Source organism: Telluria sp. ZB4P34, from assembly GCF_059686055.1.
Genome location: NZ_JCASIF010000013.1, coordinates 1 through 23,636, shown reverse-complemented (window position 1 = coordinate 23,636; position 23,636 = coordinate 1). Strand labels below are relative to the sequence as shown.

Below are 23,636 nucleotides of genomic sequence, written 5' to 3'. Positions count from 1 at the left end.
ATAAAAAAATGAGAGGGGGAGACATGCGCATACTCCTGTACCGGGGAGACGGCGTGATCGAGCCATGGGCGCGCGAATTCGCCGCCGTCATGCCGCAAGCGGAAACCATCGCATGGAAGGAGGGCGAGGCCCTGCCCCAATGCGACTACGCGGTCATGTGGAGCCCCACGCCGGCCCTGCTGGACCAGCTTGCGCACGTGCGTGCGATCTTCCTGATGGGCGCCGGCGTCGACGCCCTGCTCAAGCTGGGCGAGGCCCTGCCGCCGGTGCCGATCGTGCGCCTGGGCGACGCCGGCATGGGCGTGCAGATGGCGGAGTACGTGGCGCACGCGGTGCTGCGCTATTACCGCCATTTCGACGACTACGAACAGCAGGCGCGCCACGGCGTGTGGGACCCGCTGCCGCTCACGCCCAAGAGCGAGTTCGCGGTCGGGATCATGGGCCTCGGCAAGCTCGGCCTGCCGGTGGTCGAGGCGATGCGCCTGTTCGGCTTCCCGGTGCGCGGCTGGAGCCGTACGCCCAAGGACATCCCGGGCGTGGAATGCTTCCACGGCGAGGAGGGGCTGGATGCCTTCCTGCGCGGCACCCGCGTGCTGGTCTGCATGCTGCCGCTCACGCCCGAGACGGCCAACCTGCTCGACCGCCACAACATGGGCAAGCTGCAGCAGGGCGCATATCTCATCAACGTCTCGCGCGGCGCCATCCTGGCCGAACCCGACCTGATGACGCTGATCCGTTCCGGCCACATCGCCGGCGCCACGCTCGACGTGTTCCGCCATGAACCGCTGCCAGCACCCCACCCGTTCTGGAACGAGCCGCGCATCAGCATCACCCCGCATATTTCGGCGCTCACCGTGCGCCACGACGCCGTGGTCCAGATTCGGGACAAGATCGCGAAGCTGGAGAGCGGCCAACCCGTCGACGACGTCGTCGACCGCGATCTAGGATATTGAAAGCATGAGTCAGCAAACGAGCCAGCAAGCCAGCCTGCCGAAGAAGGTCAAGATTGTCGAAGTGGGTCCGCGCGACGGCTTGCAGAACGAAAAGGAAGCACTGTCCGCCGCCGTCAAGATCGAGCTGGTGAACCGGCTCGCGCGCGCCGGCTTCCCCAATGTCGAGGCGGCCTCCTTCGTGTCGCCCAAGTGGGTGCCGCAGATGGCCACGAGCAGCGAAGTCATGGCCGGCATCGACCGCCTGCCGGGCACGATCTACTCGGCGCTGACGCCGAACATGCAGGGTTTCGAAGCGGCGTTAGCAAGCAAGGCCGATGAAGTCGTAATCTTCGGCTCGGCCTCGGAAGCCTTTTCGCAGAAGAACATCAACTGCTCGATCGCCGAATCGATCGCCCGCTTCGAGCCGGTGGCCAAGGCCGCCAAGGCGCACAAGCTGCGCCTGCGCGCGTCGATCAGCACCGCCTTCGGCTGCCCCTACCAGGGCGAGGTGTCGCTGGACAGCGTGGCCGACGTGGTGCGCCGCATGCGCGACCTCGGCGTCGATGAAATCGACATCGCCGACACCATCGGCGTCGCGACGGCACGCCAGACCCAGGCCGTGATGCTGCGCGCGGCGCAGGAATTCCCGCTGGAACGCCTGTCGGGCCACTTCCACGACACCTACGGCCAGGCGCTGGCGAATATCTACGCGGCGATGGAAGTCGGCGTGGCCATCTTCCACTCGTCGGTGTCGGGCCTGGGCGGCTGCCCGTATGCGAAGGGCGCGACCGGCAACGTCGCCACCGAAGACGTGCTGTACCTGATGAACGGGCTGGGCATCGAGACCGGCATCGACCTCGACCAGGTGGTGGATGCGGGACAGTTCATCTCGCAGCAGCTGGGCCGCAAGGGTGCGAGCCGGGCGGGGAATGCCCTGCTGGCCAAGCGCGCTGGGTGATTCGTAGGGTGGTCGGCTCCGCCGACCGCGCGTTCAACTACAGGGTGGACAGAGCTAGCGCTGTTCATATGTGGTTTGAACGCGCGGTCGGACAAGCCGACCACCCTACGCAACGCAGAACGAAAAAAGCCGACAACTTTCGCTGTCGGCTTTTTTCTTAATGCTGGTCGGAGTACAAGGATTCGAACCTTGGACCCCCTGGTCCCAAACCAGGTGCGCTACCGGGCTGCGCTACACTCCGAAGACAGCGATCATAGCGCGTCGACGGTGATCTGGTCAAGGATTAAGGAGAAAATAAGCAAGTTTGTGGCATTCTTCTCCGATGACCAAACGGGAAACATTGTGAGTTTCGCAGCACGACACGGCGCCGGTGCTGTCCGGAACCCGGGAAATACACGCTTCCTCGCAGGTGTCGGGGTCTCCATTGCCTTGCACCTGATGCTCGTGCTCGCCTTTCGCGGGCCGGGGCCGGCCCTGCCTCCGCCGGACGCCGATTCCGCCGCCCCGATCGCCGTGCGCATCCTCCCGCCACCGCCGCCTGCACCACGTTCGGAACCGGTACCGCCGCCGCGCGCCGAAGCGCCCGCCTCCCGCAGCACCCGCAAGTCCACGCCCAAGCCGGTCATCGCCGTACCGAGCTTGCCGCAGCAGGAAAACGCACCGGACGCCTTCACGGTACAGCAGACCGAAGAGCCGGCGACGAACGAGGCGCCGCAGTTCAGCCTGGGCGACGCAAGGCAAACGGCCCGCCAACTGGCAAGTCAAACCAAGCTCGGCCGTGAAGGAATGGCGAACGCACAATTTCCTGACCCGCCGCTCGAGACGGAATCGAAGGCCGCGAAAGCCATCAGCAAGGCCAAGCGCCGTGACTGCAAGGACGGCCTGCCGGGTGGCTTGCTGGCGCCGCTGTTCCTGGCGCTCGACAAGAAGGACCACGGCTGCAAGTGGTGAGCGTGGGCCCCCTCGTCGGCCTTAATTCGCCTTCATTCGCCCTTGATCTGCAGCGCCCGTTCGTACAAGGCGTTCTTCTTGCGTCCCGTGATCTGCGCCGCCAGGTTGGCCGCCTGCTTGACCGAGCACTCCGTCAACAGGATCTGCAGGATGCGTTCCGCTTCCGCATCCTGCGCATCGGTTTCCAGGGTCGCTCCTTCCACCAGCAAGACGAACTCGCCGCGCTCGCGATGCTGGTCGGCCGTGACCCAGGCCCGCGCCTCGCACAGCGGGCAACGGTGTATTTCCTCGAACATCTTGCTCAACTCACGCGCGAACACCACCTGGCGGGTCGGCTCGAACGCGCTCATCAATCCTTCGACGCAATCGACGATGCGGTGCGGTGCTTCGTAGATGACGAGGGTCGAGGTCTCGCGCGCGAGTGCCGCCAGCGCGCTGTCGCGCTGTTTCGATTTTGCCGGCAGGAAGCCCACGAAATGGAAGCGGTCGTTCACCAGCCCGCTTGCCGACAGGGCCGTGATCGCCGCCGACGGTCCCGGCAGCGGCACCACGTTCAGGCCTGCCGCGCGCACCGCGTCGACGATGCGCGCGCCCGGGTCCGACACGGCCGGGGTGCCGGCGTCCGACACCAGCGCCACCCGCTGCCCGCCCTGCAGGCGTTCGACGATCTTGTCGGCCACCTCGCGCTCGTTATGCATGTGGGCGGCAATGGTCTGCTTGCTCAGGCCAAAACGTTGCAGCAGGGCGCCGGTCTTGCGCGTGTCTTCGCAGGCCACGACATCCGCCAGCGCCAGCAGGTGCAGTGCCCGCAGCGTGATGTCGGTGACGTTGCCGATCGGTGTAGCCACGACATACAGCGTTGCGGTAGGATAGGACTGCTGGGCCGCTTCGCCCATGACGGGTAGCCGGGCGATGTCGATGGTCTGCTGTTCTGTCATAAGGGGTTCCGATGCTGAAGAAAAAGAAAATCAGGGTGCTGCTGGCAACTGCAGCGATGGGTCTGCTGACGGGGTCGCTCACTGCGTGCACCAGTACGCCTTTGCCGCCGGACAGGGGCTGTGGCGTACCGGGCGGATTTTGCGCGCCCGCCGCGCCGAGCGCAAGCCCGGCGCCTGCCGAACCCGGCTATCTTCCTCCGCCACCGGCCGCGCCGGTTCGCACCAACCCGGTCGACCTGCCGCCGGGCGCCGATGGCCGCCCCCTGGCGTCCGACCTCACCCGCACCGGCACCCGCATCGCCCTGCTGCTGCCCCTGCAATCCGACGCGCTGGCGCAGCCCGCCGAAGCGGTCCGTGCCGGCTTCCTGGCCGGCTACGAACGCGAGCGCACGGGCGTGACGGTCAACGTGATTCCCACCGGCGACTCGGCCCAGGCGACGCTCGATGCCTATGCCCGCGCGGCCGAGCAGCACGACATCGTGGTCGGTCCCCTCGCCCGTCCTGCCGTGGCCGCGCTTGCCGCCAGCGGCGCCGTGACGAAACCGACCATTGCCCTCAACCATCCGCAGGTCGATGGGCCACTGCCGCGCCGCATGCTGGTGGTCGGCCTGTCGCTCGAGGACGAAGCCCGCCAGGTGGCCGACTGGGCCGCCGCCGAACAGCCGGCCGGCCGCGCCCTGGTGCTGACCGGGAAGGCAGCCTGGCAACAGCGCCTGTCGGGCGCATTTACGGCGCGCTGGTCGCAGCTGGGCCTGAACAACGCGGTCGTCGAGCTGCCCAGCAGCGAAGGCTATATCGACGCCAACGCGCTGGCCGAACTGCGCACGCGCATGCAGGTCGATCCGCCACAGCTGGTATTTGCCGCGCTCGACGCCGTCGGGCTGCGCCAGGTGCGCAGCGCGATCGGCACCTCGCTGCCGACCTACGGCACCGCTTCGATCAACCCGGGCCGCGATCCGGCCATGAGCGCGCCGGAGCTCAGCGGCGTGCGCGTCCTCGACCTGCCCTGGACCGTGCAGCCCGAACACCCGCTGGTGGCGAGCTACCCGCGCTGGGGCGGCGCCACCGACGGCTTCGACATGCAGCGCCTGTACGCCCTCGGCATCGACGCCTTCCGCATCGCGCGCGAACTGGCCCTGCGTCCGGACGGATCGTTCGAGCTGGACGGGGTGACCGGACGCCTGTCGATCGACATGGGCGCAGGAGGGGGCGCCCCCGCATTCCGCCGCGTCGAGACCGGCACGGTCTACCGCGACGGCATGTACGAGACCGTCGCTTTCGGACGCTAAGAACCTATACCAGTAGGGAGGACGAAGTTGATGACGACATGCGCGTATGCGATGCATGACAAGCGCGGGCAAGGCGCGAGGAGGCCGTACCCTATGCCATGCAACGACGAGGTAGCATGGCATGGGGTGCCATGCTACACAGCCCCCGCTTGTCAGGCGCGTCAGCAACGACTCATTCCCTACTGGGATAGGTTCTAATTATGTGGCCGCTGCGCCTGTCCCCACGGCAGGCCCAGGGCCGCGACTGGGAGCAGGTCGCCCTGCGCCACCTGCGGCGCCACGGCTTGCAGCCGGTCGAGGAGAATTTTCGCTGCAAGGGCGGTGAAATCGACCTGGTGATGCGCGATGGCGATACCCTGGTGTTTGTCGAGGTGCGCCAGCGCGCCGATCGCGGGCACGGCGGCGCGGCCGCCAGCATCACGCCGGCCAAGATACGCCGCCTGGTACGGGCGGCACAATTTTACCTGTTGCGTTTTCCCGTCACCCCGCCCTGCCGCTTCGACGTGGTTGCCATCGATGCTGACAATCTGGAATGGTTGCAGGACGTGATCAACTGAGTTTGATCGGAGTTTGACCCAAGCTCATTGAAATGTAAGCAAATCTTACGGTGGTTGCCCGAGCTGGGTTGCCACTGCACTATAATTCCCGGTTATGAATACTCAACGCATCCTTGCTCACTTCCAGGAGAGCGCCGATCTCAAGATGAAATCGGCTGCTGCTCTGGCACAACCCATTTCGCAGGCCGTCGAACTCATGTTCGGCGCCCTGTCCAACGGCAACAAGATCCTGGCCTGCGGTAACGGCGGTTCCGCCGCCGACTGCCAGCACTTTGCTGCCGAGCTCGTTGGCCGCTTCGAGCGCGAGCGCTTTCCGCTGCCCGCGATCGCGCTGACCACCGACACCTCGATCCTGACGGCGGTCGGCAACGACTACAGCTTCAAGGAAATCTTCTCGAAGCAGGTACAAGCCTTCGGCCAGGCCGGCGACGTCCTGCTGGCGATCTCGACCTCGGGCAATTCGGCCAACGTGCTGGCCGCGGTCGAGGCGGCGCTGGAACGCGAGATGCGCATCGTCGCCTTCACCGGCAAGGACGGCGGCGCACTGGCCAAGCTGCTGACCGACGCCGACATCCATATCAACGTGCCTCACGCACGCACTGCACGCATCCAGGAAGTCCACCTGTGCGCCATTCACTGCATCTGCGACGGCATCGACGTCGCACTGTTCGGAGGAGAAGAAGAATGACCAAACCACGCCCGCTGGCCGGCCTGCTGTCGAAAATCGTACTGGGCACTGCGCTGGCGGCTTCGCTGTCGGGCTGCGTGGCCATGGCCGTCGGCGGCGCCGCCACCGCGGTCCTGTCGGCCAACGACCGCCGCACGATCGGCATGCAGACCGAGGACAAGGCAATCAACGTCAAGGCCGAGCTCAAGCTGCGCCAGCTCACCGGCGAGAACGGCCACGTCAACGTCACCAGCTACAACCGCAAGGTGCTGCTGACCGGCGAAGTGCGCGACGAAGCCATGAAGCAGGCGGCCGAGCGCGAAGTGCGCGCGGTCGAGAACGTCGTTTCCGTGATCAACGAGCTGGAAATCGCCGGCCCGTCGAGCTATACCTCGCGCTCGAACGACGCCCTGATCACCACCAAGGTCAAGGCCAGCCTGGTCGACAGGAAGACCGTCTCGGCCACCGCCTTCAAGGTGACGACCGAACGCGGCGTGGTGTACCTGCAGGGCCTCGTCACCCCGCGTGAAGGCAATGTCGCGGCCGACGTCGCCAAGGGCGTGCCGGGTGTAGTCCGGGTCGTCAAGATCTTCGAGTACATCGCCGACGAAGATCCCCGCGCCAACCAGAGTGCTCCCGCACAGAGCTAATGCCAACGGCAGGACTGCGGTCCTGCCGTTTCTTCATCCGCTTCCGCCATGACCGCATCCACCGCATCCAAACCCGTCCGCCCCTGGATCAAGCCCGCCATCGCCTGTGCCGTGGTGCTGGCGCTGGCCGGGGTCGGCTACACCACCCTCAGCAGCACGCCCGCGCCGAACGTCACCTTCATCAGCATCACCGGCGACAAGATCTCTACCGAGTCGCTGCGCGGCAAGGTGGTGATGGTGAATTTCTGGGCCACCTCCTGCGTCACCTGCGTCAAGGAGATGCCGCAGATGGTCGAGACCTACAACAAGTACAAGGCGCAGGGCCTGGAGTTCGTGGCGGTGGCGATGCAGTACGACCCGCCCAACTACGTGCTGAACTTCACCGAGACGCGCAAGCTGCCCTTCACCGTCGCGATCGACTCGGCCGGCGACATCGCCAGGCAGTTCGGCGACGTCAGCCTGACCCCGACGACCTTCGTGATCGACAAGAACGGCAAGATCATCAAGCAGTACGTGGGCGAGCCGGATTTCCCGACCCTGCACAAGCTGATCGAAAAAGAACTGGCTTCTTAAGCCTTCGGATACAGGATCATCTGGGTACAGCGGAACAGGGCGATGGTCTTGCCGCTGTCCTTGTCGGTGACGGTCGCATCCCACACCTGGGTCGTGCGCCCCAGGTGCACGGCGGTCGCCACGACGGCGATCGTGCCCTGGCGCGCAGTGCCGAGGTGATTCGATTTCAGCTCGATCGTGGTGAAACTGTTCGCGCCCTCCGGCAGGTGGGCGACGCAGGCGTAGCCGGCTGCGGTGTCGGCCAGCGTGACGACGCTGCCGGCGTGCAGGTAGCCGTTCGGGGCCAGCAGGTGGGGCTGGATGGGGAGCTCGGCGCAGACGCGGCCTTCGGCCACTTCCTTGATCTCGATGCCGAGATGTCCCGGAAGGAAGGACTTGCCGAATTCGTTGAAGGAAGCAGGAGTGTATTTCGGATTCACGGTGTGGTCGCTTTGATTAAAAGCGGCATCGTACACCGTGTGCCCCTCCTGTGCCGGCGAAGGCTCAGCGCCTGCGCTTGCCTCCGCCCGACGATCCACCCCGCTGCCTTGCCGCCGTATTCTGCTGCTGCAGCATCGCATCCACCCGCTCCGACGCCTCGCGCGCCAGCTGCTGCGCCAGCGCGATGCTGGGGAAGTGTTCGGGCTCGCGGTAGCCCAGCCAGGCGTAGGCCGAGTACATGCGGCAGGTATCCTCGACCTCCTGCAGGTTCATGTAGTACAGCTCCTGCGTCGGCGGCGTCAGCTTGCAGATCTTCTTCTTGGCCAGCGACAGCGCCCAGTGCTCCCAGGCGCTCTGCAGCACCGGCACCCTGGATGAAATCGGCACCAGCGACAGCATGAATTTCTCCGCCACGGACAGGGGCAGGGTGTCGAGCCATTCGGCCCGCTCGTTCTGCTCCTCGGTGATGCGCGGATAGAAGAACCCGTCCGGCACGTCGATGTTGTGCACGAAACGCCGCAGCAGTTTTACCAGCGAGGTCTCGCCCGTCACCGACGAGATGCGGTGCAGCTGCTCGAGCGAAGGCGCCACGGCGAAACCGGTGGCGGCCACCGGCGGGATCTTCTCCTTCATCAGCGCGCGCATCACCTCGTGGGTGTCGTCGTCGTAGCCCGCGACAAAACCCTCCTCGTGCACGCCGTAGCGCCCTGCCCGCCCGGCGATCTGCTTCGCCAGCGCCGCCGAAATCTCTTCTTCCTCGACGCCGTTGTACTTGACGGCGGTGGTCATCACGATGCGCGCGATCGGCATGTTCAGGCCCATCGCCAGCGCGTCGGTGCCGACCACGATGTCGGCCTGGCCTTCGCGGAAGCGCTCGGCCTGGGCGCGCCGCACTTCCGGCGACAGGTTGCCGTACACGGTGGCGACCGACATGCCCTTCTCGGTGATCATGTCGCGCCACATCAGGACTTCGCGCCGCGAAAAGGCGATGACGGCGTCCCCGCGGCGCAGGTTCCCGAGCTTACGGACAGGCGAAGGCTCCATCGCCAGCGGCGCCATGCGTTTTAATACGTGCACTTCCAGCGGCACCTCCAGGCGCGCGGCCAGCGCCTCGATCGCGCGCCGCGCTTCCGGCGCACCGACCAGGAACACGGTCGATGCAGGCGCGCCGCACACGGCCGCGGTCCAGGCGGCGCCACGGTCGCGGTCGGCCAGCATCTGGATCTCGTCGATCACGGCTACCTCGACCGGCGTCCTGGTGTCCAGCATCTCGACGGTGCTGGCGACGTGGGTCGCATCTTCCGCGATGCGGCGCTCTTCGCCGGTAACCAGGCTGACCTTGATCTCTTTACCGTGCGGGCGCGCATGTTGCAGGCGCTCGTAGTTCTCCAGCGCCAGCAGGCGCAGCGGCGCGAGATACACACCGCTGGCAGCCTTGGCCAGCGTCTCCATCGCGCGGTGGGTTTTACCGGAGTTGGTGGGCCCGAGCAGGGCAATGAACTTGCGCTGCATGCGGCTGGCCACCTCGAAGGATTCCGGGTACTCGGCCAGGTTGATGCTTTCCTTGGTGCGCGCGGCGTGGCGCTCTTCCTGCTCACGCTCGACGGCGTGGGTCAGGCGCTGGGAGATGCGCTGGAACACGTATTCGGCGGGCTCCGAGGTTTCCAGCTCGTCGAGCACGTCCAGGAACAGCATCGGGTCCCAGCCGAAGTCGTCGGCTTCTTCCGCGATCGCGCGCACGAAGGCCTCGGCCTCGGTCTGCAGCTGTTCGAGGGCGTCCGCCGTGGCGCGCTCCGCGAGCAGGTCGCGCCGCGCCAGCATGTCCATCTTGCGCCACTTGCTCGGCTTGGCCAGCACGCCGCGCGACGGCACCAGGCGGTAGGGCACGCGCAGGCCCTCGTAGCGCACCTCGCCCGAGAAGCGCAGGAAGACGCGGCCTTCCATCTTGACCAGTTCGATGCCGCGTTCGGCGAAGTCGAGTTCGCGTTCGAGGAAGGTGTCGTCGTGCTGGGTGTCGTCGGTAGTCGAATCGGAATGGCTCATGTTCGCTTGCGTGATGTCTGGTTGACATTACTATATCGCAGCGAACCATCAGGCGCGGCTCCGGTTCCCAAGCGCAAGGCGTATCGCCTTCACGCGTCTCCGGTTTCCAGGGCATACCCTTCGTCCAGCCAGCCGGTGATGCCGCCGATCATGAGCTTGACCGGACGCCCCAACCCGGCCAGCCGCTTGGCGCCCTGGTGCGCGCTATTGCAATGCGGTCCGGCACAGTACACCACGAACAGGGTGTCCATCGGATACTCCTGCAGCTTGCTGGCGATGATCTTGCCGGCCGGGAGACTGAATGCGCCGGGTACGTGGCCTTGCGCATAATACGCATGGCTGCGGGTGTCGAGCAGGACGAAATCCTGCTCACCGTCCGCCATCGCGTGATAAACGTCCGAACAGTCGGTCTCGAACTCGAGGGCCGCACTGAAGTGCGCCAGGGCCTTGTCGCTTGCTGCTGCCGGGATTGCGGAAACCTTCGATGCCATCATGTACTCCTCAATGAAAGAGCCTGCAGTGTCGCAGCCGGCTGGGCGGCCGGGTAGTGGCTGGCGTGACAGAAACTGGTAACATCGCGCCATGCTCCACCATGTCGCCATCCTTGCCTACGACGGCCTGTGCACCTTCGAATTCGGGTGCGCCGTCGAACTGTTCGCCCTCGAGCGGCCGGAACTCGGCGTGCCCTGGTACACCTATGCCGTCTGCGCGGCCGAACCCGGGCCCTTGCGCGCCCTCGGCGGCCTGCGCGTGCAGGTGGACCACGGCCTGGAAGCCATCGATGCAGCCGACACCATCGTGATCCCCGGCTGGCGCGACCCCGCCGAAGCGCCTCCTGCCGCGCTGGTCGACGCCTTGCGACGGGCCCACGCCCGCGGCGCACGCCTGTGCACCATCTGTTCGGGCGTCTTCGTGCTGGCGCATGCGGGCCTGTTGGACGGTAAAAAAGCGACAACCCACTGGCGCTACCTCGAGCGGCTGTCCCAGGCCTTTCCCAGGATCGCCGTGCAGCAGGGCGTGCTGTATGCGGAGGATGGGCAGGTCGTCACCTCGGCCGGGTCGGCCGCGGGCCTGGACATGCTGCTGCACCTGGTGCGTCAGGATTACGGCGTCGAGCTGGCCGGCCGCGTGGCCCAGCGCCTCGTGATTCCCGCCCACCGCGACGGCGACCAGGCGCAGCTGGTGGCCCGTCCCGTGCCCTCGCCCGGCGCGAACGGCATCGCCCACCTGATGGACTGGGTGCGCGAGAACCTGCGTGCGGACCATACGGTGGCCTCGATGGCGGTCCGGGCCAGGCTCGGCACGCGCACCTTCCAGCGCCATTTCAAGGAGCGCACGGGACTGTCGCCGCTGGCCTGGCTGGTGGGCGAACGCGTCACGCTTGCCGCGCAGATCCTGGAAACGCGTCCTGGCCTGGCGATCGACGCCATCGCCGACCTGTCCGGCCTCGGCTCGGCCGAATCGCTGCGGCGCCACTTCCGCCTGCATGGGCTGCCGTCGCCGGCGCGCTACCGGCGGCAGGCGCACGCGCACAGGCCCTGACAAAACAAACCGGCCGGCGCCGCATGTCGCGGGGCCGGCCGGATCGGGTAACACCGTGGTCCTGGAACAGCTTATGCCGCCACGCCCGCCTCGTGCGCCTGCTGGTCGGCATGGTACGAGGAACGCACCATCGCGCCCACGGCAGCGTGCACGAAGCCCATCTCGTAGGCTTTTTCTTCGAACATCTTGAAGGTGTCCGGGTGCACGTAGCGGCGCACCGGCAGGTGCGAGTTCGACGGGGCGAGATACTGGCCGATGGTCAGCATGTCGATGTCGTGGGCGCGCATGTCGCGCATCACTTCCAGGATCTCTTCGTCGGTCTCGCCCAGGCCCACCATCAGGCCCGACTTGGTGACCGCGTTCGGGTACATCTTCTTGAAGTCGCGCAGCAGCACCAGCGAGTGCTGGTAATCGGCGCCCGGGCGCGCTTCCTTGTACAGGCGCGGCACGGTTTCCAGGTTGTGGTTCATCACGTCCGGCAGGCCATCGGCGAAGATGTTCAGGGCTTTTTCCAGGCGGCCGCGGAAGTCAGGCACCAGCACTTCGATCTTGGTGCTCGGGCTCAGGGCGCGGGTCTTCTGGATGCACTCGACGAAGTGGCCGGCGCCGCCGTCACGCAGGTCGTCGCGGTCCACCGAGGTGATCACGACGTAGGACAGGCGCAGGTCGGCGATGGTCTTGGCCAGGTTGGCCGGCTCGTTCACGTCCAGCGGGTCCGGGCGGCCGTGGCCGACGTCGCAGAACGGGCAGCGGCGGGTGCACTTGTCGCCCATGATCATGAAGGTCGCGGTGCCCTTGCCGAAGCATTCGCCGATGTTCGGGCAGCTGGCTTCCTCGCACACCGTCACCAGTTTATTCGCGCGCAGGATGTCCTTGATCTCGTAGAAGCGCGAGGACGCAGTGGCTGCCTTCACGCGGATCCAGTCCGGCTTTTTCAGGCGCTCGGCGTCGGCGATCGGGACGATCTTGATCGGGATGCGCGAGGTCTTGCTGGCGCCCTTCTGCTTTTCAGTGGCGTCGTAGGCTGCTTGGGCAGTACCGGTGTTGGTATCGGTGGTCATTTGGCTCGAGCCCTGGCGGGCTTCCATTCAGAGGTTGTTCGTTTCCGGGACGGCCGCTTCGGTCGAGTCCAGTTGGCGCCCAAGCTGATGTATCAACTGAAGCGCCAGCGCCTGCTGGACATCCGCCAGCGGGACTTCCACGCCCATGCTGCGCATGTCGACCGTGGCCAGCCCGGAGTAGCCGCACGGGTTGATCCACGTGAACGGGGCCAGGTCCATCGCCACGTTCAGCGACACGCCGTGGTAGGTGCAGCCGTTGCCGCGCACCTTGAGGCCGAGTGCGGCGATCTTCGCGCCCTTCCTGGGGCCGTCCGCCATGTAGATGCCGGGCGCGCCGGCCACGCGTTCGCCCGCGAGATTATACGCCGCCAGCACCTCGATGACCGCCTGTTCGATTTTTTCCACAAACTGGCGCGCATACAGCTTGCCGCCCGGCTTGTTGCGGCGCAGGTCCATCAGCAGGTAGATCACGACCTGGCCGGGACCGTGGTAGGTCACTTCGCCGCCGCGGTCGGTCTGGACGACCGCCACACCGTGGGGGGCCAGCACATGCGCGCGGTCGGCGCCCAGGCCGAGCGTAAACACGGGAGGATGTTCGACGATCCACAATTCGTCGCGCGTCTCGGGCGTGCGCGCATCGGTGAAGGCGCGCATCGCGGCGAAGGTCGGTTCGTAGTCGGCGCGGCCGAGCTCGCGGATCAGCGGCGTGGCGGGACGGGTAGCGGACATGTGGATATAGGGCGGGAATATGGACAGCCCTGTCATTATAAGTCAGCGCGATGCGTTGTGCCCGCCGCCCTGTTGATCCTTACAGGACCATTTTCACCATTTCGTGCGAGGAAAGGGCACGGTAGACCTCGTCCAGCATCTCGCGGCTGGTGGCGCGCACGGTCACGGTCAGGCCGGTGTAGTTGCCCTTGGAGGATGGGCGGCTTTCCACCTTGCCGGCATGGAAAGTCGGATCCAGCTTCGTGACGATCTCGACGATCGTCGCTTCGAAATCGATGTGCGTGGCGCCCATCACCTTGATCGGGAAGTCGCTCGGGTATTCGATGAGGGATTCTTTGGGGTCCATGGCGTTCGTCCTGTGCAAAGCGGCATTGTAGCCCTTCTCACATGGTGCCGCACTGTCGTAAAAAAAAAGGCCGGCGCTGTGGCCGGCCTAAACTATTTCCTGATTGGGAGGGAATAGCGGGACAGGGGTTCGCTCGGAGCAGCCCTGCTGCCTACGAGCGAGTAATGCCACTGTACCGGGCTGCCCGCCACGCCGCGAGCGGAATGTGACGGACTGCAGATTTGGCCGATAAGCGACGCCAGGCGCGGAATAGACGGCGCGGCGGGCGACGGGAGCGCGCGAAAAAAAGCCGGACAGTTCGTCCGGCTCTTCATCCTGGCAGGTCGGTCAGCGCGCCCGCTCGTTTGGACGGTCGTTGTCCAGCGTCTCGGAGCGGCGCTCCAGGCGCGCGCGCGGCGCTTCCGGCGCAGGCGCAGGCGCAGCCATCGGCGGAGGCGCCATCACGCGCGGAGGCGGCGGAGCGACCGCCTGTTGCGGGGGCATGCTCGGCGCGGACGGCTGCGGCATTGCCGCCATCGGCTGCGGACGCTCGCGGCGGCCTTCAAAACGCTCACCACGTTCGCCACGTTCACCCCGGTCGCCACGCTCCCAGCGATCCGGACGGTCGCCATCACCACGGTTGCCACGCACCCACGGCTGCGGACGGGAGGGCTCCTGCACGGCAGGCGCCGGCGCGGGCGAGCTCGTGACCGCACCGGGCTGGAAGGGCGCCTGGCCCGGCGCCGCGATCGGTGCAGCCACCACCGGCGCACGCGGCGCCGGGTCGGTCGTCAGCAGCGGCGGACGCTGGCCGCGGTCGGAGCGGCTACGGCCCCGGTTGTCGCTGTCGACATAGTTCGGGATGCCGTCGCCGTCGCGATCGCGGTCGACCCGGTTGCGAATGCCGTCGCCGTCGCGGTCACGCTCGAAGCGGTTACGGATGCCGTCGCCGTCCCTGTCGCGGTCGACCCGGTTGCGGATACCGTCACCGTCGCGGTCACGGTCGACGCGGTTGCGGATGCCGTCGCCGTCCTGGTCACGGTCGACGCGGTTCGGGATGCCGTCGCCATCGCGGTCGCGGTCGACGCGGTTGGGAATCCCGTCGCGGTCGATATCGCGGCGCGCGGCGCGGTCGCGCCATCCCTGAGGCGGCGGCGGCGCCGTGCCCGGCGTATGCGGCAGGCCCTGCGGCGGCGTGGCGCGCGGCGCGTTCGGCACCACGACCGGGCCGCGCTGGCCGAAGTTCGCATGCGGCACCACGGTCAGGCCGCGCTGGCGGTAGTCGGGAATGCCGTCTTTATTGCGGTCGCGGCGCGGGCGGTCGCCGCGGTCCTTGCGCTCATGCCAGCGCCAGCTGTTCAGGCGGCGCAGGCGCTCGTCCGACAGGCGGTAGTGCGGCACGAAGTGGTCGCGCGGGCCAAGCGGATACCAGCCGGTGGCCGGGCGCGAGCCGTGCGCATGGAAATTCACGCTCCAGCCGCTGCCGCCGACCCAGCCGACCAGCGCCGGCGCCCAGACCGGACGGCGGCCATGGTATTCCTTGTGGCCCGGCGCCCAGGCCCAGCGGTTCCGCACGTGCACCCAGCGGCCGTAGTGGAAGGGCGCATAGCCCCAGGGCGCGTTGTCGACCCAGGTCCAGCCCCACGGGGCGACCCAGGTCCAGCGGCCGTCGCGGTAGGGCACCCAGCCGGTAGATACGCTCGGGATCCACAGCGGGCCGTACTCGAGGTCTTCCTGCCAGGTGCCGTGGCGGTCGAGTTCCTCGTAGCCGGTCATCTCGGTGGTGACGTATTGCGCCGAGCGCGCGCCATCGACTGCGCGGTCGCGCGCGAGCGCCCAGTCATCGAAGGCATCGCGGCGCGCCTGCAGCGTACGCACGTCGTCGTCGCGCAGTTCGGCGCTGCGGCCGGCGCGGATGGTGAGGCTGGCGCCGCCCCCATCCACCTGGGCCTGGCCGTCGAATACGCTCACCACGCTGGTGTCGCGCACGCGCTCGGCGTCCACGCGCAGGCGGCCGGGCCGGGTCATGCGCACCCGGCCCTGGGGCGTGCTCAGTTCGAATTCGGGCAGCACGTCCTCGCTCAGGATGCGGATGCTAGCGCTGCCGTAGTGCAGGCGCAGGCGTACGCTGTCGTCGTCCAGCTCTGTCACTTCGAGCGAGCTGTCGCCATCGAGGCGGATCGCGGTCGAACCGATGCGCAGCTCGGTGCGTCCGTTCGGCTCGGTGGTGATCAGGTTGCGGGTGGTGATTGGCCAGTTGACCAGGGCGTCCGTCGCGGTATCTCCCACGCCGCCATTGATGCTGACCTTGCCCTGGGCGAGGGAGACGCGGCCCACGCGCCCCGGCGGCTCCGTTTCCAACGAGCTATCCTGCGCCAGGGCGACAGTGGAGTAGGCCGCGATGGCAAGCATCACGGCGGTCTTGGCGATTCTGATCTTCATGGATGGCTCCGCTAGGTAGGGACGAAGGACGGCACCTGATTACAACGCACGAAGGCCTGCAGGGAATACGTAACTTACAGAAAGTTTCAAAACTGCCGGGAAACTCAGGCCTGCCTGGACGCTGCCACCTGGCTGTCAGGCGCGCCGGCCGGGCTCGACCAGGAAAAGCAGGGAGCCCATCAGCACCAGCACGGCGCCGAAGATGCGGTTCTGCAGCTTCACCGCGCGTACGTCGCGGAAGAAGCGCTGCATCGACGAGGCCAGCGCGGCGTAGCCGTGCATGACGATCGAATCGATGGTCACCATGGTGACGCCGAGGATGGCCAGCTGCGGCAGCAGCGGTGCGTCCTTCGTGATGAACTGCGGCAGCACGGCCACCATGAAGATGATGCCCTTCGGATTGGTGGCGTTGGTGAGGAAGCCGGTCATGACGCGCTTGCCGAAGCCCGGATGCGCGGGCAGGCCGGCGGTACTTACGGCGCCGGCATCGGTAGCCGCCACCGCCGGCGCGCGCCACTGGGAGATGCCGAGGTAGATCAGGTACAGCGCGCCGACGATCTTCACGACCGTGAAGGCCAGCGAGGATGCGAGCAACAGCGAACCGACGCCGGCGCCGGCGATGACCAGCACCAGGATCAGGCCGAACTGCAGTCCCAGCACGGTGGCGCTGGCTTTCCTGAGGCCGTAGGCGAGACCGTGCGACATCGACAGCACGGCGCCGGAACCGGGCGAAATGGCGATCAGCGAACCGGCGATGACGAAGGCGATCCAGGTGGCGAAGCTCATGCTGCTGCGGGAATGGGGGAGAGAGGGAAAGGGAGAAGCGAAGGAGAATACGGCAAAGCGGGCCAGCGCGCGCGTCCGGGTGGGCCGGCGCGCTGCGCTGGTGGCCAGGTACTGCTTACTTCTTCTTCGGGTTGACGGCTGCCTTCAGCGTGGCGCCGGCTGCGAAGCGCGGGGTCTTCGATGCAGCGATCTTGATCACTTCGCCGGTTGCCGGATTGCGGCCCTTGCGCGCAGCGCGCTTGGTGATCGAAAAGGTGCCAAAGCCGGTAATGCCGACGGTGTCACCCTTTTTCAGGCGTTCGGTGATGATCTCGATGATCGTGTTGACGGCGCCGTTGGCGGCCGCGCTGGACATCTCGGTGCGCTTCGCGAATTCCGCGATCAGTTCGCCTTTTTTCATAAGTCCCTCCGGGGTTAAAAGAGGAGGAAGATTAGCATAATTATTGCTCTATGTAATTGGCTAACTGAGTGGGGAACCGAGTGGGGAACTGAGCGGCCAACTGAGCGACCAACTCAGCTCCCCCGGAGGCGAACGCGAGAGGACCAGGCTTGCAGGTCTCAGGCGAGGCTGCTTTCGACGCTCGGCACTGCCAGGCGGTGGCGCAGCGCAGCGTTGATCAGGGTCTGGTAGCCGGTGCCGCAGCGTTCCGACAGGTTGCGGAATTCGCTCAGGACTTCGTCGTCGAGGTAGATCGTGATGCGGGTCTTGCGCTTCGGCGGGCGGGCACGGCGCACGGGGGCCGCAACGTGTGCGGTTTGCAGGGTCGATTCGGTATTCATGGCATCTCCTTCGGTGGCGAGGCTGCAGTACCGCAGCCAACAGCTTGCACTATAGATACGTACGTACTGGTCCGCCCGCCAAAAGCGACGAGATGCAGATTTACGCGACTGAAATGCAAAAAGCCGCGCTGAACCGTGTGACTGGCTTTACGGGCTCGGGTAAGATGTGGCGAACTTGACATGATTGGAGTATGACCAATGGCTGCAGGCAGTTTGCTCGCATTACTGGACGATATTGCAACGATCCTCGACGACGTGGCGGCGATGAGCAAGGTGGCGGCGAAGAAGACCGCCGGCGTGCTCGGCGACGACCTGGCGCTCAATGCGCAGCAGGTTACCGGCGTCAATGCCGAGCGCGAACTGCCGGTGGTGTGGGCGGTGGCAAAAGGCTCCTTCGTCAACAAGGCGATCCTGGTGCCGGCGGCGCTGGCGATCTCGGCCTTCGTTCCCTGGCTGATCACCCCCTTGCTGGTGATCGGCGGCGCCTTCCTGTGCTACGAGGGCTTCGAGAAGCTGGCCCACAAGTTCTTGCACAGCAAGGAAGAGGACGCCCAGCACAAAGCCGAACTGGTTGCCGCCGTGGCCAACCCGGCTGTGGACATGGTTGCGATGGAAAAGGAGAAGATCAAGGGCGCAGTGCGCACCGACTTCATCCTGTCGGCGGAAATCATCGTGATCTCGCTCGGCACCGTGGAAGGCGCGTCCTTCGACCGGCAGGTGATGGTGCTGGTCACCATTGCGCTGGCCATGACGGTAGGCGTGTACGGCCTGGTGGCGGCCATCGTCAAGATGGACGACGCCGGTATCTCGCTCAGCCAGAAGGCGAACGGCCTGGCGCGCGGCACCGGCAAGCTGTTGCTGGCCACCGCGCCCAAGCTGATGAAATTCCTGTCGATCGCGGGCACCGCGGCCATGTTCATGGTCGGCGGCGGCATCATCGCCCACGCCTGGGCCCCGCTGCACCACTTCTCGGAAAGCGCGGCCCACATGACGGCGGGCGTGCCGGGCATCGGCGGCGTGCTGGCGGCGATTACCCCGACGCTGGTCGATGCGCTGGCCGGCGTCGTGGTCGGCGCCCTCGTGCTCGCGGTCGTGATGGTCGTACAGCGCATGCGCGGCAAAAAAGCCGCTCACTAAATTCGTAGGGTGGGCAGGGAACCTGCCCACCCTACTTTACTTATACGACAGCCGCCTTGCGCGCCAGCCGCACCGCGGCCAGCCCATCCCGCATCGCCCATCCCAGCGCGCCCAGCGCCATCGCACTCAAGACCCAGCTCGCCCAGCCGTGATACACCGGCGCCAGCCCGGTCGGCAGCGCATGCCAGCCGGTCAGCACCTGCCCGGTCAGCGTATACATGATCCCGAGATTCATGAACAGGAACAGGTGCAGGAAGCGTTCGCTGGCCGGCAACTGGCGCACGTCGCCCTCCACCACCACGTCGCGCGCCGATACCAGCAGTTCGGCGGCGAACAGCGCCACGATCCACCACACGAAGGCGCCGTGCCACTCGAACCAGGCCAGCGAGGCGAACAGCGCCGCGAACATGAATTCGCGCGCGCTGTGCAGGCGCTCCTCGGCGACGCACTCGGGCCGCGACGGCAGTTTCGACAGCCATTCGTGGTTGACCAGCACGTCGAGGAAGCCGAGGATCCCATGTGCTATCAATGGGTAGATGTAATGCGGCATAGACATACGGCGGCACGTTTTTCCCGCCTGCTCTAGACTACTTGCGACGCATCAGCGCAGCGCCTGCGGCCAGCCCCAGCGCGAAGCCGGCATACACGATCGCCAGCGAGGGCTTGGACAGGTGCTTTTCGTAGCCGGGGTGGAAGCGCTTGGGGGTCAGGTTGTAGTCGGCAAAGCAGGCAAAGGCGGCGGTGGCCGCCGACGCGGTCAGCATGCCGGCCGGCGAATTGCGATCGAGATACTTGCCGGCGAAGCGTTCGAACAGCACCGACCAGAAGGTGGCGCTGGCATGGTGGATCAGGTAGCCCGGCGCCGTGTAGCGCATCGACAGACCGCTGTGACGCGCTGCCTTGTCGCCGTAGATCCAGTGGCTGATCGCATTGGTGGGCGCATAGACGCTGCCGACTTCCTTCTTGCCGAGGGCCGCCAGCGCCACCGTCGACAGGATGCTGGAGGCGGCGCCGCCGACGAGGCCGCGCTGAATTGCCGAGTTCCAGGGTTGCGTTTGCATATGGTCCTCTTGATTAAGTTTGCTTGAGTGAAAGGAAGCATGGATGCGGATCTTGCTGACGGGAGCCAGCGGTTTCATCGGACAACATTTGCTGCAGGCGCTGCTGGCGGAAGGCCACCACGTCGTGTGCGCGCAGCGCCGGCCCGGCAGCGGTACGGAACCGCGCCTGTCCACCATCCATGCGGACTTCGCCCACGATACCGATAAATCCGTCTGGCTGGCGCGCATGAACGAGATCGGCGGGGTCGACGTGGTGATCAACACGGTGGGTATTTTCCGCGAATCGGGCAGCCAGACCTTCGAGCGCCTGCATACCGAGACGCCGCGCGCCCTGTTCGCCGCCTGCGCCGAATCGCATGAGGTGCAGATGGTGGTCCAGCTGTCGGCCCTGGGCGCGGACCGCAACGCCGACACCCGTTACCACCTGTCCAAGAAGGCGGCCGACGACTACCTGGCCTCGCTGCCGGTGCGCGCCTACATCGTGCAGCCTTCGCTGGTGTACGGCAGCGAGGGCGCCAGCAGCAAGGCCTTCCGCGTACTTTCCAGCATGCCGCTCACGCTGCGCTTCGGCAGCGCGCCCCAGCTGGTGCAGCCGATCCACGTCGACGACCTGGTCGCCGCCATCGTCGGCCTGCTCAAGCATCGCCTGCCGCTGCCGCCGGGCGCCGGCACGGCCTTGCGCGTGCCCCTGGTGGGACCGCAGGCGATGCCCTTCACCGACTACCTGCAGGCGCTGCGCACGGCCATGGGGATGGGACGCCAGCTGGTGGCGCCGCTGCCCGGTCCACTGGCGCGCATGATGGCGAAGTTCGGCCGCGTGCTGCCGGGCGCCTTGCTGGACGAGGACGCGCTGCGCATGCTCAACCGCGGCAATGCGGGCGACGTGAGCATGACCACCCAGCTGCTCGGGCATCCACCGCGCCCTGTGCAGGAATTCATCCGCGATCCCGGCGCCGAACAAACCCGCGCGAAGCTGGGCTGGCTGCTGCCCGTGCTGCGCCTCTCCATCGTGGCGGTGTGGATCATCACCGCTATCGTGTCCTTCGGCCTGTATCCGGTCGAGGCCAGCTACGAACTGCTGGCACGTACCGGCGTCCCGTCGGAACTGCAGCCCTTGATGCTGTACGGCGCCGCCACCTTCGATTTGGCGCTCGGCCTGGGTATCCTGTTCCTGGCAAGGCGGCGCTGGCTATGGCTGGCGCAACTCGGCCTGATCGGCTTCTATACGGTCGTCATCGCCATCCGGCTGCCGGAATTCCTGCTGCATCCCTACGGGCCGCTCACCAAGAACCTGCCCATGCTGGCGGCCATCTGGCTGCTCTACGAACTGGAGGAAAAATAGATGGACTACGTCGTCGTGAAATGGCTGCACATCCTGTCCTCGACCTTCCTGTTCGGGACCGGCATCGGTTCGGCCTGGTACATGCTGTTCGCGAACGTCAGCCGCGACGTGCGCGCGATCGCCGTCGTGGCCAAGTACGTGGTGGTGGCCGACTGGCTGTTCACAGCCACCACCGCCATCGCCCAGCCCCTGACGGGCTTCTACATGATCCACCTGGCCGGCTACCCGCTGCACAGCAAGTGGATCATGTGGTCGATCATCCTGTACGTGCTGGCCGGCGCCTGCTGGCTACCCGTGGTGTGGCTGCAGATCCGCATGCGCGACATCGCGCAGGAGGCGGCGCGCCTGGGGACCGAACTCACGCCGCAGTACTGGCGCTACTTCCGAATCTGGGTCACGCTCGGCGTGCCGGCCTTTATCGCCTTCGTGGTGATCTTCTGGCTGATGGTGGCCAAGCCGATGTGACCCCGATGTGATCCTTACCTCGACACCTTTCAAGGAGAACAGCATGCGGGCTTACCAGATCCTCCCCGGCGCCAACATCGACGGGTTGCAATGCATCGACTACCCCGACCGTCAACTCGGCCATGGCGAGGTGCGCCTGCGCGTGCATGCCGTGTCGCTGAACTACCGCGACCTGATGGTCGCCAGCGGCAACTACCTGGTCACGGTGGACGATCCGATCATTCCCTGCTCGGACGGCGCCGGCGAGGTGCTGGCGGTCGGCCCCGGCGTCACGCGCGTGCAGGTGGGCGACCGCGTGGCCGGTTCCTTCTTCCCCTACTGGCAGGACGGCATGACCTCGGCGGAAAAGATCCGCCATGCCCTCGGCGGCGACATCGACGGCATGCTGGCCGAAGAGGTGGTGCTGCACGAGGATGCGCTGGCCAAGATCCCTGGTTCGCTGAGTTTCGTCGAAGCCTCGACCATGCCCTGCGCGGGGGTCACGGCCTGGAATGCGATCTTCGTATCCAGCAACGGGCTCAAGCCGGGCGACACGGTGCTGCTGCTCGGGACCGGCGGCGTATCGGTGCTGGGCATGCAACTGGCCAGGGCGGCGGGCCTGCGCACCATCATCACCTCGTCGAGCGACGAGAAACTGCAGCGCGCCCGCGAGCTCGGCGCCCACCACACCATCAACTACCAGGCCATCCCCGAGTGGCACGAGGAAGTGCTGGCCATGACGCAGGGCAGGGGCGCGAACGTGGTGCTCGAGGTAGGCGGGAAGGGTACGGTGAACCGCTCGGTGTCGGCGGCGGCGATGGGCGGCACGATCGCCATCATCGGCGGCGTCAGCGGCTTCGGCGGCGAAGTGAACCCGGCCTCGCTGCTGGCGACGGCCAAGCGCATGGTCGGCATTTTCGTGGGCAGCCGCAGCATGCTGGAAGACGTGATGCGCTTCGCCGACGTTACCGGCCTGAAGCCCGTGATCGACCGCGTGTTCCCGTTCGCGCAAGCCGCGGACGCCTACCGCTACATGGAATCGGGCTCGCATTTCGGCAAGGTGGTCATCGAGGTCACGAGCCAGGGCTGATCAGCGTTTCTGCGGCACCAGTTCGATCTCGTACAGCTTGGGCCACAGCTTGCCGGTGACGAACAGGCGCTTGCCCTTGCTGTCCCAGGCGATGCCGTTCAGGACCGCGTCCGGGTCCGGCGTGCCGCGCTGCGCCGGCGGCAGCAGGCCCTCGAGGTTGATCACGCCCTTGACGGCGCCGGTGGCCGGGTCGATGCGGATGATCAGCTCGCTGCCCCAGACGTTCGAGAACAGCTCGCCGTCGACCATCTCGAGTTCGTTCAGCTGGGCAATTGCTTTTCCTTGATACATCACCTGGATCCGGCGCAATTCCTTGAGCGTCTTCGGTTCGAGGATGCGGATGAAGGAACTGCCGTCGCTCATGTACACGTGCCTGGCGTCGCTGGCCAGGCCCCAGCCTTCGCCGACATACTTGAAGGTGTGCTTGAGCTTGAAGGTCTTCATGTCGAACACGTAGCCCACCTGCGAGGTCCAGGTGAGGGCGACGATGTCCTTGCCCACCGGGGTCGAGCCTTCGCCGAAGACGTCCGCCGGCATGTCGGCCTTCTGCAGCACCTTGCCGCTCGCCAGATCCACCTTGCGCAGCGAGGACGTGCCGTTGCGGCCCGTGGTCTCGTACAGGTGGCCATCGCGGAAGAACAGGCCCTGGGTGAAGGCCTTGGGGTCGTGGGGGTAGGTGTTCTTGACGACGAAGCCGTAGATCGGGACCGCTGCCTGGGCGGCGCTGGCGATGACAGCGGTAACGGCGAAGATGGCGAGTGGTTTCAGCATGATGCTGAGAACTGTAGCACAAGGGCTTTTCGTAGATACCGTCTTGCCCGTCAAGCCCTACATCGCGTATTTTGGATCATAGGGCTTGCCGGAGTGGACGACACCAAAGCACAGATGTGCCAGTTTGCGCATGGCAGCACCAATAGCC

At 66.2% G+C, this 23,636-nt stretch carries 27 protein-coding genes and 1 tRNA gene; 13 read left to right on the top strand and 15 right to left on the bottom strand.

The window, feature by feature from the left end; translation table 11 throughout:
* Nucleotides 1-23: 23 nt before the first annotated feature.
* Nucleotides 24-953: a 2-hydroxyacid dehydrogenase gene (locus tag AC56KL_RS18265; protein ID WP_497181593.1), complete on the top strand. Its 930-nt coding sequence runs from the start codon at nucleotides 24-26 to the stop codon at nucleotides 951-953.
* Nucleotides 954-957: 4 nt separating this feature from the next.
* Nucleotides 958-1,890 (top strand): hydroxymethylglutaryl-CoA lyase, encoded by a 933-nt coding sequence (locus tag AC56KL_RS18260; RefSeq protein ID WP_497181592.1) that lies wholly within the window; start codon nucleotides 958-960, stop codon nucleotides 1,888-1,890.
* A 164-nt stretch (nucleotides 1,891-2,054) separates the two neighbouring features.
* On the opposite strand, the gene AC56KL_RS18255 is transcribed toward AC56KL_RS18260, so the two are convergent.
* Nucleotides 2,055-2,131 (bottom strand) — tRNA-Pro (locus AC56KL_RS18255).
* A 188-nt stretch (nucleotides 2,132-2,319) separates the two neighbouring features.
* Between AC56KL_RS18255 and AC56KL_RS18250 the strand changes: the two genes are divergently transcribed.
* Nucleotides 2,320-2,841: a hypothetical protein gene (locus AC56KL_RS18250; RefSeq protein WP_497181591.1), complete on the top strand. Its 522-nt coding sequence runs from the start codon at nucleotides 2,320-2,322 to the stop codon at nucleotides 2,839-2,841.
* Between the two features lie 32 nt (nucleotides 2,842-2,873).
* On the opposite strand, the gene rsmI is transcribed toward AC56KL_RS18250, so the two are convergent.
* Nucleotides 2,874-3,779 (bottom strand): 16S rRNA (cytidine(1402)-2'-O)-methyltransferase, encoded by a 906-nt coding sequence (gene rsmI / locus AC56KL_RS18245; protein WP_497181590.1) that lies wholly within the window; start codon nucleotides 3,777-3,779, stop codon nucleotides 2,874-2,876.
* An 11-nt stretch (nucleotides 3,780-3,790) separates the two neighbouring features.
* Between rsmI and AC56KL_RS18240 the strand changes: the two genes are divergently transcribed.
* From AC56KL_RS18240 to AC56KL_RS18220, 5 genes are all read left to right on the top strand, one after another.
* The gene (locus AC56KL_RS18240) at nucleotides 3,791-5,068 is read left to right on the top strand and encodes a penicillin-binding protein activator (RefSeq protein ID WP_497181589.1); all 1,278 of its coding nucleotides are present in this window, start codon (nucleotides 3,791-3,793) and stop codon (nucleotides 5,066-5,068) included.
* 200 nt (nucleotides 5,069-5,268) lie between these two features.
* The gene (locus tag AC56KL_RS18235) at nucleotides 5,269-5,625 is read left to right on the top strand and encodes a YraN family protein (RefSeq protein WP_497181588.1); all 357 of its coding nucleotides are present in this window, start codon (nucleotides 5,269-5,271) and stop codon (nucleotides 5,623-5,625) included.
* A 94-nt stretch (nucleotides 5,626-5,719) separates the two neighbouring features.
* On the top strand, nucleotides 5,720-6,313 hold the full coding sequence (locus AC56KL_RS18230) for a phosphoheptose isomerase (protein WP_497181587.1): 594 nt from the start codon (nucleotides 5,720-5,722) through the stop codon (nucleotides 6,311-6,313).
* Nucleotides 6,310-6,942 carry a BON domain-containing protein gene (locus AC56KL_RS18225; RefSeq protein WP_497181586.1) on the top strand — a complete coding sequence of 211 codons (633 nt, stop codon included), beginning with the start codon at nucleotides 6,310-6,312 and terminating at the stop codon, nucleotides 6,940-6,942. The genes AC56KL_RS18230 and AC56KL_RS18225 overlap by 4 nt, the downstream gene beginning before the upstream one ends.
* Nucleotides 6,943-6,990: 48 nt before the next feature.
* Nucleotides 6,991-7,515, top strand: a complete 525-nt coding sequence (locus tag AC56KL_RS18220) for a peroxiredoxin family protein (RefSeq protein WP_497181585.1) — start codon at nucleotides 6,991-6,993, stop codon at nucleotides 7,513-7,515.
* On the opposite strand, the gene AC56KL_RS18215 is transcribed toward AC56KL_RS18220, so the two are convergent.
* The 3 genes from AC56KL_RS18215 to AC56KL_RS18205 all read right to left on the bottom strand — a co-directional run bounded on the left by AC56KL_RS18215 (nucleotide 7,512) and on the right by AC56KL_RS18205 (nucleotide 10,472).
* Nucleotides 7,512-7,934 (bottom strand): PaaI family thioesterase, encoded by a 423-nt coding sequence (locus tag AC56KL_RS18215; RefSeq protein WP_497181584.1) that lies wholly within the window; start codon nucleotides 7,932-7,934, stop codon nucleotides 7,512-7,514. The two genes, AC56KL_RS18220 and AC56KL_RS18215, sit on opposite strands and share 4 nt — an antisense overlap.
* A 64-nt stretch (nucleotides 7,935-7,998) precedes the next feature.
* Complete coding sequence (locus AC56KL_RS18210; RefSeq protein ID WP_497181583.1) at nucleotides 7,999-9,978, bottom strand: helicase-related protein; 1,980 nt, start codon at nucleotides 9,976-9,978, stop codon at nucleotides 7,999-8,001.
* 89 nt (nucleotides 9,979-10,067) lie between these two features.
* On the bottom strand, nucleotides 10,068-10,472 hold the full coding sequence (locus AC56KL_RS18205; protein WP_497181582.1) for a rhodanese-like domain-containing protein: 405 nt from the start codon (nucleotides 10,470-10,472) through the stop codon (nucleotides 10,068-10,070).
* Between the two features lie 88 nt (nucleotides 10,473-10,560).
* On the opposite strand from AC56KL_RS18205, the gene ftrA reads away from it, so the two are divergent.
* Nucleotides 10,561-11,520: a transcriptional regulator FtrA gene (gene ftrA, locus AC56KL_RS18200; protein ID WP_497181581.1), complete on the top strand. Its 960-nt coding sequence runs from the start codon at nucleotides 10,561-10,563 to the stop codon at nucleotides 11,518-11,520.
* Between the two features lie 71 nt (nucleotides 11,521-11,591).
* On the opposite strand, the gene lipA is transcribed toward ftrA, so the two are convergent.
* The 7 genes from lipA to AC56KL_RS18165 all read right to left on the bottom strand — a co-directional run bounded on the left by lipA (nucleotide 11,592) and on the right by AC56KL_RS18165 (nucleotide 17,643).
* On the bottom strand, nucleotides 11,592-12,581 hold the full coding sequence (gene lipA / locus AC56KL_RS18195; RefSeq protein ID WP_497181580.1) for a lipoyl synthase: 990 nt from the start codon (nucleotides 12,579-12,581) through the stop codon (nucleotides 11,592-11,594).
* A gap of 27 nt (nucleotides 12,582-12,608) precedes the next feature.
* Nucleotides 12,609-13,310: a lipoyl(octanoyl) transferase LipB gene (gene lipB / locus AC56KL_RS18190; protein ID WP_497181579.1), complete on the bottom strand. Its 702-nt coding sequence runs from the start codon at nucleotides 13,308-13,310 to the stop codon at nucleotides 12,609-12,611.
* 79 nt (nucleotides 13,311-13,389) lie between these two features.
* Nucleotides 13,390-13,656: an HP0495 family protein gene (locus AC56KL_RS18185; RefSeq protein WP_497181578.1), complete on the bottom strand. Its 267-nt coding sequence runs from the start codon at nucleotides 13,654-13,656 to the stop codon at nucleotides 13,390-13,392.
* 327 nt (nucleotides 13,657-13,983) lie between these two features.
* Nucleotides 13,984-16,077 carry a DUF6600 domain-containing protein gene (locus tag AC56KL_RS18180; protein WP_497181577.1) on the bottom strand — a complete coding sequence of 698 codons (2,094 nt, stop codon included), beginning with the start codon at nucleotides 16,075-16,077 and terminating at the stop codon, nucleotides 13,984-13,986.
* A gap of 135 nt (nucleotides 16,078-16,212) precedes the next feature.
* On the bottom strand, nucleotides 16,213-16,863 hold the full coding sequence (locus AC56KL_RS18175; RefSeq protein ID WP_497181576.1) for a LysE family transporter: 651 nt from the start codon (nucleotides 16,861-16,863) through the stop codon (nucleotides 16,213-16,215).
* Between the two features lie 115 nt (nucleotides 16,864-16,978).
* Nucleotides 16,979-17,263 (bottom strand): HU family DNA-binding protein, encoded by a 285-nt coding sequence (locus AC56KL_RS18170; protein ID WP_497181575.1) that lies wholly within the window; start codon nucleotides 17,261-17,263, stop codon nucleotides 16,979-16,981.
* Between the two features lie 158 nt (nucleotides 17,264-17,421).
* Nucleotides 17,422-17,643, bottom strand: a complete 222-nt coding sequence (locus AC56KL_RS18165) for a BrnA antitoxin family protein (protein WP_497181574.1) — start codon at nucleotides 17,641-17,643, stop codon at nucleotides 17,422-17,424.
* A 198-nt stretch (nucleotides 17,644-17,841) separates the two neighbouring features.
* Here AC56KL_RS18165 and AC56KL_RS18160 point away from each other — a divergent pair, with 198 nt between their 5' ends.
* On the top strand, nucleotides 17,842-18,780 hold the full coding sequence (locus AC56KL_RS18160) for a DUF808 domain-containing protein (RefSeq protein WP_497181573.1): 939 nt from the start codon (nucleotides 17,842-17,844) through the stop codon (nucleotides 18,778-18,780).
* A gap of 40 nt (nucleotides 18,781-18,820) precedes the next feature.
* On the opposite strand, the gene AC56KL_RS18155 is transcribed toward AC56KL_RS18160, so the two are convergent.
* Nucleotides 18,821-19,309 carry a hypothetical protein gene (locus AC56KL_RS18155; protein ID WP_497181572.1) on the bottom strand — a complete coding sequence of 163 codons (489 nt, stop codon included), beginning with the start codon at nucleotides 19,307-19,309 and terminating at the stop codon, nucleotides 18,821-18,823.
* 58 nt (nucleotides 19,310-19,367) lie between these two features.
* Nucleotides 19,368-19,841, bottom strand: a complete 474-nt coding sequence (locus AC56KL_RS18150) for a hypothetical protein (protein ID WP_497181571.1) — start codon at nucleotides 19,839-19,841, stop codon at nucleotides 19,368-19,370.
* A gap of 43 nt (nucleotides 19,842-19,884) precedes the next feature.
* Here AC56KL_RS18150 and AC56KL_RS18145 point away from each other — a divergent pair, with 43 nt between their 5' ends.
* From AC56KL_RS18145 to AC56KL_RS18135, 3 genes are read left to right on the top strand one after another with little or no spacing between them, the layout of a single operon-like run.
* Nucleotides 19,885-21,183, top strand: coding sequence for an SDR family oxidoreductase (locus tag AC56KL_RS18145; RefSeq protein WP_497181570.1), 1,299 nt, complete (start codon nucleotides 19,885-19,887; stop codon nucleotides 21,181-21,183).
* Complete coding sequence (locus tag AC56KL_RS18140; RefSeq protein ID WP_497181569.1) at nucleotides 21,184-21,648, top strand: DUF2269 family protein; 465 nt, start codon at nucleotides 21,184-21,186, stop codon at nucleotides 21,646-21,648.
* Between the two features lie 43 nt (nucleotides 21,649-21,691).
* Nucleotides 21,692-22,717 carry a zinc-dependent alcohol dehydrogenase family protein gene (locus AC56KL_RS18135; protein ID WP_497181568.1) on the top strand — a complete coding sequence of 342 codons (1,026 nt, stop codon included), beginning with the start codon at nucleotides 21,692-21,694 and terminating at the stop codon, nucleotides 22,715-22,717.
* Here AC56KL_RS18135 and AC56KL_RS18130 read toward each other — a convergent pair whose 3' ends face one another.
* Complete coding sequence (locus AC56KL_RS18130; RefSeq protein WP_497181567.1) at nucleotides 22,718-23,488, bottom strand: glutaminyl-peptide cyclotransferase; 771 nt, start codon at nucleotides 23,486-23,488, stop codon at nucleotides 22,718-22,720.
* Between the last annotated feature and the right edge of the window lie 148 nt (nucleotides 23,489-23,636).

Bases quoted from the DNA above. Each gene is read 5' to 3' on its own strand.
- AC56KL_RS18265 (WP_497181593.1), top strand. From the start codon at position 24: ATGCGCATACTCCTGTACCGGGGAGACGGCGTGATCGAGCCATGGGCG.
- AC56KL_RS18260 (WP_497181592.1), top strand. From the start codon at position 958: ATGAGTCAGCAAACGAGCCAGCAAGCCAGCCTGCCGAAGAAGGTCAAG.
- rsmI (WP_497181590.1), bottom strand. From the start codon at position 3,779: ATGACAGAACAGCAGACCATCGACATCGCCCGGCTACCCGTCATGGGC.
- AC56KL_RS18240 (WP_497181589.1), top strand. From the start codon at position 3,791: ATGCTGAAGAAAAAGAAAATCAGGGTGCTGCTGGCAACTGCAGCGATG.
- AC56KL_RS18235 (WP_497181588.1), top strand. From the start codon at position 5,269: ATGTGGCCGCTGCGCCTGTCCCCACGGCAGGCCCAGGGCCGCGACTGG.
- AC56KL_RS18230 (WP_497181587.1), top strand. From the start codon at position 5,720: ATGAATACTCAACGCATCCTTGCTCACTTCCAGGAGAGCGCCGATCTC.
- AC56KL_RS18225 (WP_497181586.1), top strand. From the start codon at position 6,310: ATGACCAAACCACGCCCGCTGGCCGGCCTGCTGTCGAAAATCGTACTG.
- AC56KL_RS18220 (WP_497181585.1), top strand. From the start codon at position 6,991: ATGACCGCATCCACCGCATCCAAACCCGTCCGCCCCTGGATCAAGCCC.
- AC56KL_RS18210 (WP_497181583.1), bottom strand. From the start codon at position 9,978: ATGAGCCATTCCGATTCGACTACCGACGACACCCAGCACGACGACACC.
- AC56KL_RS18205 (WP_497181582.1), bottom strand. From the start codon at position 10,472: ATGATGGCATCGAAGGTTTCCGCAATCCCGGCAGCAGCAAGCGACAAG.
- ftrA (WP_497181581.1), top strand. From the start codon at position 10,561: ATGCTCCACCATGTCGCCATCCTTGCCTACGACGGCCTGTGCACCTTC.
- lipA (WP_497181580.1), bottom strand. From the start codon at position 12,581: ATGACCACCGATACCAACACCGGTACTGCCCAAGCAGCCTACGACGCC.
- lipB (WP_497181579.1), bottom strand. From the start codon at position 13,310: ATGTCCGCTACCCGTCCCGCCACGCCGCTGATCCGCGAGCTCGGCCGC.
- AC56KL_RS18185 (WP_497181578.1), bottom strand. From the start codon at position 13,656: ATGGACCCCAAAGAATCCCTCATCGAATACCCGAGCGACTTCCCGATC.
- AC56KL_RS18180 (WP_497181577.1), bottom strand. From the start codon at position 16,077: ATGAAGATCAGAATCGCCAAGACCGCCGTGATGCTTGCCATCGCGGCC.
- AC56KL_RS18175 (WP_497181576.1), bottom strand. From the start codon at position 16,863: ATGAGCTTCGCCACCTGGATCGCCTTCGTCATCGCCGGTTCGCTGATC.
- AC56KL_RS18170 (WP_497181575.1), bottom strand. From the start codon at position 17,263: ATGAAAAAAGGCGAACTGATCGCGGAATTCGCGAAGCGCACCGAGATG.
- AC56KL_RS18165 (WP_497181574.1), bottom strand. From the start codon at position 17,643: ATGAATACCGAATCGACCCTGCAAACCGCACACGTTGCGGCCCCCGTG.
- AC56KL_RS18160 (WP_497181573.1), top strand. From the start codon at position 17,842: ATGGCTGCAGGCAGTTTGCTCGCATTACTGGACGATATTGCAACGATC.
- AC56KL_RS18150 (WP_497181571.1), bottom strand. From the start codon at position 19,841: ATGCAAACGCAACCCTGGAACTCGGCAATTCAGCGCGGCCTCGTCGGC.
- AC56KL_RS18145 (WP_497181570.1), top strand. From the start codon at position 19,885: ATGCGGATCTTGCTGACGGGAGCCAGCGGTTTCATCGGACAACATTTG.
- AC56KL_RS18140 (WP_497181569.1), top strand. From the start codon at position 21,184: ATGGACTACGTCGTCGTGAAATGGCTGCACATCCTGTCCTCGACCTTC.
- AC56KL_RS18135 (WP_497181568.1), top strand. From the start codon at position 21,692: ATGCGGGCTTACCAGATCCTCCCCGGCGCCAACATCGACGGGTTGCAA.
- AC56KL_RS18130 (WP_497181567.1), bottom strand. From the start codon at position 23,488: ATGCTGAAACCACTCGCCATCTTCGCCGTTACCGCTGTCATCGCCAGC.